Below are 4,264 nucleotides of genomic sequence, written 5' to 3'. Positions count from 1 at the left end.
TCGGTGACGTTGAACATCACCAGCCTGCCATGACCGCCCTCTCGCAGCGAATTTGCAGAACTCTCAGCACACTACCCTCTGTCGCCTTCGGCGACATCTCCCCCTCGAGGAGGGAGATCAGCCGCGCTGCCCCAGCCTGGCGCTTTCCACCGCAATGCCCAGCAATGCCTGGCGCGCCAACGCTTCCGACAGATCCGGCCGCTTGCGGGTCTGCAGCACCGCGGCCTGCAGGCGGTTCAGCGCGCGGCCGAGCGCCTCGCTGTTCCAGCGCTCAAGCGTCTTTTCCACCAGCTTGCGGCGCGAGAAGAAAACCGGTGGGCGGGCGCCCGCCACGACCGAGGCGGCGTTGCGGCCGCCCGATTCCATCTGGCCGCGCATCACCTGGATCGCCTGCAGCTGCCGCATCGCCGAGGACAGCACCAGGAAAGGGTGGCCGCCAGACTGGCAGTGGCGGGTGAAGGCGGTGTCGAAATCGCCGACCTTGCCGTCCAGCACGGCGTCGACCGCATCGTCGAAGGAAGCGCCGGAGACGTCGCCGGACAGCGCGTTGACGTCGTCGAGGTCGATCTCCTTCTTGCCGTGGGCGTAGAGCACAAGCTTCTCGATTTCGCCGCGCGAGGCCAGACGGTCGCCGCCGAGATTGCGTCGCAATGCCTGACGGGCGTCGAGCGTCATCGACATGCCGGCCTTGCGCAGCTCGTCGTCGATCACCGAATCGAGATCGCGGGCCTCGTCGGCGTAGCAGGGCAAGGCGATGGCGTTGCCGGCGGCCTCGACGATGGCGCGCAGGCCCGTGCCCTTCTTCAGGTCGCCGGCTTCGATGAGAATGATCGCATCCGGCGCCGGCTCGGCCGTCAGCGCCTTGATGTCTTCGGCCAGCGCCTTCTGGCCGCTGGCGTTGCGCACCCAGAGCAGCCGCCGGTCGGAAAACATCGGCACGGTGCGCGCCTCATCGAGGAGCCGGCCTTCGTCGCGGTCGACTTCCGCGCCGTCCAGCTTGACCACCGAGAACGGGTCGTCGAGCGGCAGGCCGGTCTTGACCGCGAAGGTCTTCGCCCGCTCGGCGACCAGGCCGCGGTCGGGGCCGTAAAGCAAGACGATTGCCATGGCCGGGTCCGGCCGCGCCAGCCACGAATCGACCTCGTATCCTTTCTTCTGTGCCATGCGGGTGGGTTAGCACGAGGCGGGGTCGAGGAACCAGCGTCCTCTCCTTCTCCCCTTGTGGGGGAAGGTGGCCGCGAAGCGGCCGGATGAGGGGTGTTCCAGGGAAAACCGGCGTCTCACTTCGCTGGAGTACCCATCCGTCTCGGCGCTGCGCCCCGATCCACCTTCTCCCACAAGGGGAGAAGGGAAGGCCGCGCCCGGCCTCACGGCATCAATTGCATTATCTGGCGGCGATCACCCCGCAGACTTCCACCAAATTGCGCGCAGCCTGAAAACATCGACAAGAAATTTCGCCGCCATATCTGCATCTTGTCGGCCATGTGCCGCATCGGCTCCGTCAGGACGATGGCCGGGAGGACAGCCGCCATCTCGACCGATGAAATGGCGGCACGGATGTGCAAATATCGCACCGGCAACATTGGAGGACGTGAGCTCATGGCCGATGCTGGAATGTTGCGCTTTCATGTGCCCGAGCCCGAGGTTCGGCCCGGCGGCACGCCCGACTTCTCGAATGTGACCATTCCCAAGGCGGGATCGGTGCCGCGCCCGGAGATCGATGTCGATCCGCGCACCATCCGCGACATGGCCTTCTCCATCATCAGGGTGCTCAACCGCGCCGGCGAAGCGGTCGGGCCTTGGGCGGGCCTGCTCACCGACGAGGAGCTGCTGGAAGGCCTGCGCCACATGATGACGCTCAGGACCTTCGACGCGCGCATGCAGATGGCGCAGCGCCAGGGCAAGACCTCCTTCTACATGCAGCATCTCGGCGAGGAGGCGGTGAGCTGCGCCTTCCGCAAGGCGCTGCAGCCGGGTGACATGAATTTCCCGACCTACCGGCAAGCCGGCCTGCTGATCGCCGACGGCTACCCGATGGTCACGATGATGAACCAGATCTATTCCAACGAGGCCGATCCGCTGAAGGGCCGGCAACTGCCGATCATGTACTCGTCGAAGGAGCACGGTTTCTTCTCGATCTCCGGGAACCTCGCGACGCAGTACATCCAGGCGGTCGGCTGGGCGATGGCCTCGGCGATCTCCAACGATTCCCGCATCGCCGCTGCCTGGATCGGCGACGGCTCGACGGCGGAATCCGATTTCCACGCGGCGCTGGTTTTCGCCTCGACCTACAAGGCGCCGGTCGTGCTCAACGTGGTCAACAACCAGTGGGCGATCTCGACATTCCAGGGCATAGCGCGCGGCGGTTCCGGCACCTTCGCGGCGCGCGGCCTCGGCTTCGGCATTCCGTCGCTGCGCGTCGACGGCAACGATTATCTCGCCGTGCATGCCGTCGCCAAATGGGCGATCGAGCGGGCGCGGCGCAATCTCGGGCCGACGCTGGTCGAATATGTCACCTATCGCGTCGGCGCGCATTCGAGCTCGGACGATCCGTCCGCCTATCGGCCGAAGGCCGAGTCCGATGCCTGGCCGCTCGGCGATCCGGTCGTCAGGTTGAAGAACCATCTCATCCACAGGAAAGTCTGGTCGGAGGATCGCCACACCCAGGCGGAGGCCGAGATCCTGGAGACGGTGATCGCGGCGCAGAAGGAAGCCGAAAGCCACGGCACGCTGCATGCTGGCGGCAAGCCGTCGACGCGCGACATGTTCGAAGGCGTCTATGCCGAGATGCCGCCGCATCTCAGGCGCCAGCGCCAGCAGGCGGGGGTCTGACCATGCCGAGAAAAACCATGATCGAGGCGATCCGCGACGCGATGGACGTCTCGATGGCACGCGACGAGCGTGTCATCGTCTATGGCGAAGATGTCGGCTTCTTCGGCGGCGTCTTCCGTTGCACGCAAGGCCTGCAGGCCAAATACGGCAAGAGCCGCTGCTTCGACGCGCCGATCAGCGAATCGGGCATCGTCGGCTCGGCCATCGGCATGGCCGCCTATGGGCTTAGGCCCTGCGTGGAGGTGCAGTTTGCCGACTATGTCTATCCGGCCTATGACCAGATCGTCTCGGAGGCGGCGCGGCTGCGCTACCGCTCCAACAATGATTTCACCTGCCCGATCGTGGTTCGCATGCCGACCGGCGGCGGCATTTTCGGCGGCCAGACGCACAGCCAGAGCCCGGAGGCTTTGTTCACCCATGTCTCCGGGCTGAAGACGGTGGTGCCGTCCAACCCGCACGACGCCAAGGGGCTCTTGATCGCGGCGATCGAGGATCCGGATCCGGTGATCTTCCTCGAGCCGAAGCGGCTCTATAACGGCCCCTTCGACGGCCATCACGACAAGCCGGTGACGCCGTGGTCGAAGCATGAGCTGGGCGAGGTCGCCGACGGCCATTACACGATCCCGCTCGGCAAGGCGGCGATACGAAGGCCCGGCTCGGCGGTCACCGTGCTTGCCTATGGCACCATGGTCTATGTCGCCGAGGCCGCGGCCGCGGAAACCGGCATCGATGCCGAGATCATCGATCTCAGGACGCTTCTGCCGCTCGACCTCGACGCGATCGTCGTCTCGGTGAAGAAGACCGGGCGCTGCGTCGTCGTGCATGAGGCGACGCTGACCTCCGGCTTCGGCGCCGAACTGGTCGCGCTGGTGCAGGAAAACTGCTTCTACCATCTGGAGGCCCCGGTGGCGCGGGTCGCCGGCTGGGACACGCCTTATCCGCATGCGCAGGAGTGGGAGTATTTCCCCGGCCCCGCCAGGGTCGGGCGCGCGCTCGTCGAGACGATTGAAGCTTGAAGAAGGGGGAAGCCTGAGGATGGGCGAATATGTGATCAAGCTTCCCGATGTCGGCGAAGGCGTCGCCGAGGCTGAGCTCGTCGAATGGCACGTCAAGATCGGCGACCTGGTGCGCGAAGATGCGGTGTTGGCGGCCGTCATGACCGACAAGGCGACCGTCGAGATCCCCTCGCCGGTCGACGGCGAGATCCTTTGGCTCGGCGCCGAGATCGGCGACACGGTGGCGATCGGCTCGCCGATCGTGCGGCTGAAAGTGGCCGGCGAAGGGAATGTCGTGCCGGGTGCGACGCCGGCAGAAGTCACGGCCGAGAGTACCCCCACCCCTGACCCCTCCCCACAAGGGTAGGGCTATCGCATATGAGTGAAGATGCGGAGCAGATCTTGGTCAGCCCATCGTGCCTTGAGACGTTTGTGGC

At 65.7% G+C, this 4,264-nt stretch carries 4 protein-coding genes and 1 pseudogene; 3 read left to right on the top strand and 2 right to left on the bottom strand.

Annotated features, from left to right (window positions below; all coding sequences use genetic code 11):
- Window positions 1-117 precede the first annotated feature (117 nt).
- Entirely contained in the window at window positions 118-1,164 is a 1,047-nt protein-coding gene (gene holA, locus P9236_RS30550) for a DNA polymerase III subunit delta (protein WP_278078197.1), read from the bottom strand.
- 203 nt (window positions 1,165-1,367) lie between these two features.
- Window positions 1,368-1,565 (bottom strand): hypothetical protein, encoded by a 198-nt coding sequence (locus P9236_RS30545; protein WP_278078196.1) that lies wholly within the window; start codon window positions 1,563-1,565, stop codon window positions 1,368-1,370.
- Between the two features lie 34 nt (window positions 1,566-1,599).
- Between P9236_RS30545 and P9236_RS30540 the strand changes: the two genes are divergently transcribed.
- The 3 genes and pseudogenes from P9236_RS30540 to P9236_RS30530 all read left to right on the top strand — a co-directional run.
- Window positions 1,600-2,832 carry a 3-methyl-2-oxobutanoate dehydrogenase (2-methylpropanoyl-transferring) subunit alpha gene (locus P9236_RS30540; protein WP_278078195.1) on the top strand — a complete coding sequence of 411 codons (1,233 nt, stop codon included), beginning with the start codon at window positions 1,600-1,602 and terminating at the stop codon, window positions 2,830-2,832.
- Window positions 2,833-2,834: 2 nt separating this feature from the next.
- Entirely contained in the window at window positions 2,835-3,848 is a 1,014-nt protein-coding gene (locus P9236_RS30535; RefSeq protein WP_278078194.1) for an alpha-ketoacid dehydrogenase subunit beta, read from the top strand.
- Window positions 3,849-3,867: 19 nt separating this feature from the next.
- Window positions 3,868-4,122 (top strand): annotated as a pseudogene (locus P9236_RS30530) (biotin/lipoyl-containing protein); the annotation flags it as partial.
- Window positions 4,123-4,264: the final 142 nt, after the last annotated feature.

This window comes from Mesorhizobium sp. WSM4884 (assembly GCF_029625675.1).
In the GTDB taxonomy this organism is placed as follows: domain Bacteria; phylum Pseudomonadota; class Alphaproteobacteria; order Rhizobiales; family Rhizobiaceae; genus Mesorhizobium.
The sequence above is the reverse complement of the archived record's forward strand: the minus strand, read 5'-3'. Positions and strand labels throughout refer to the sequence as shown.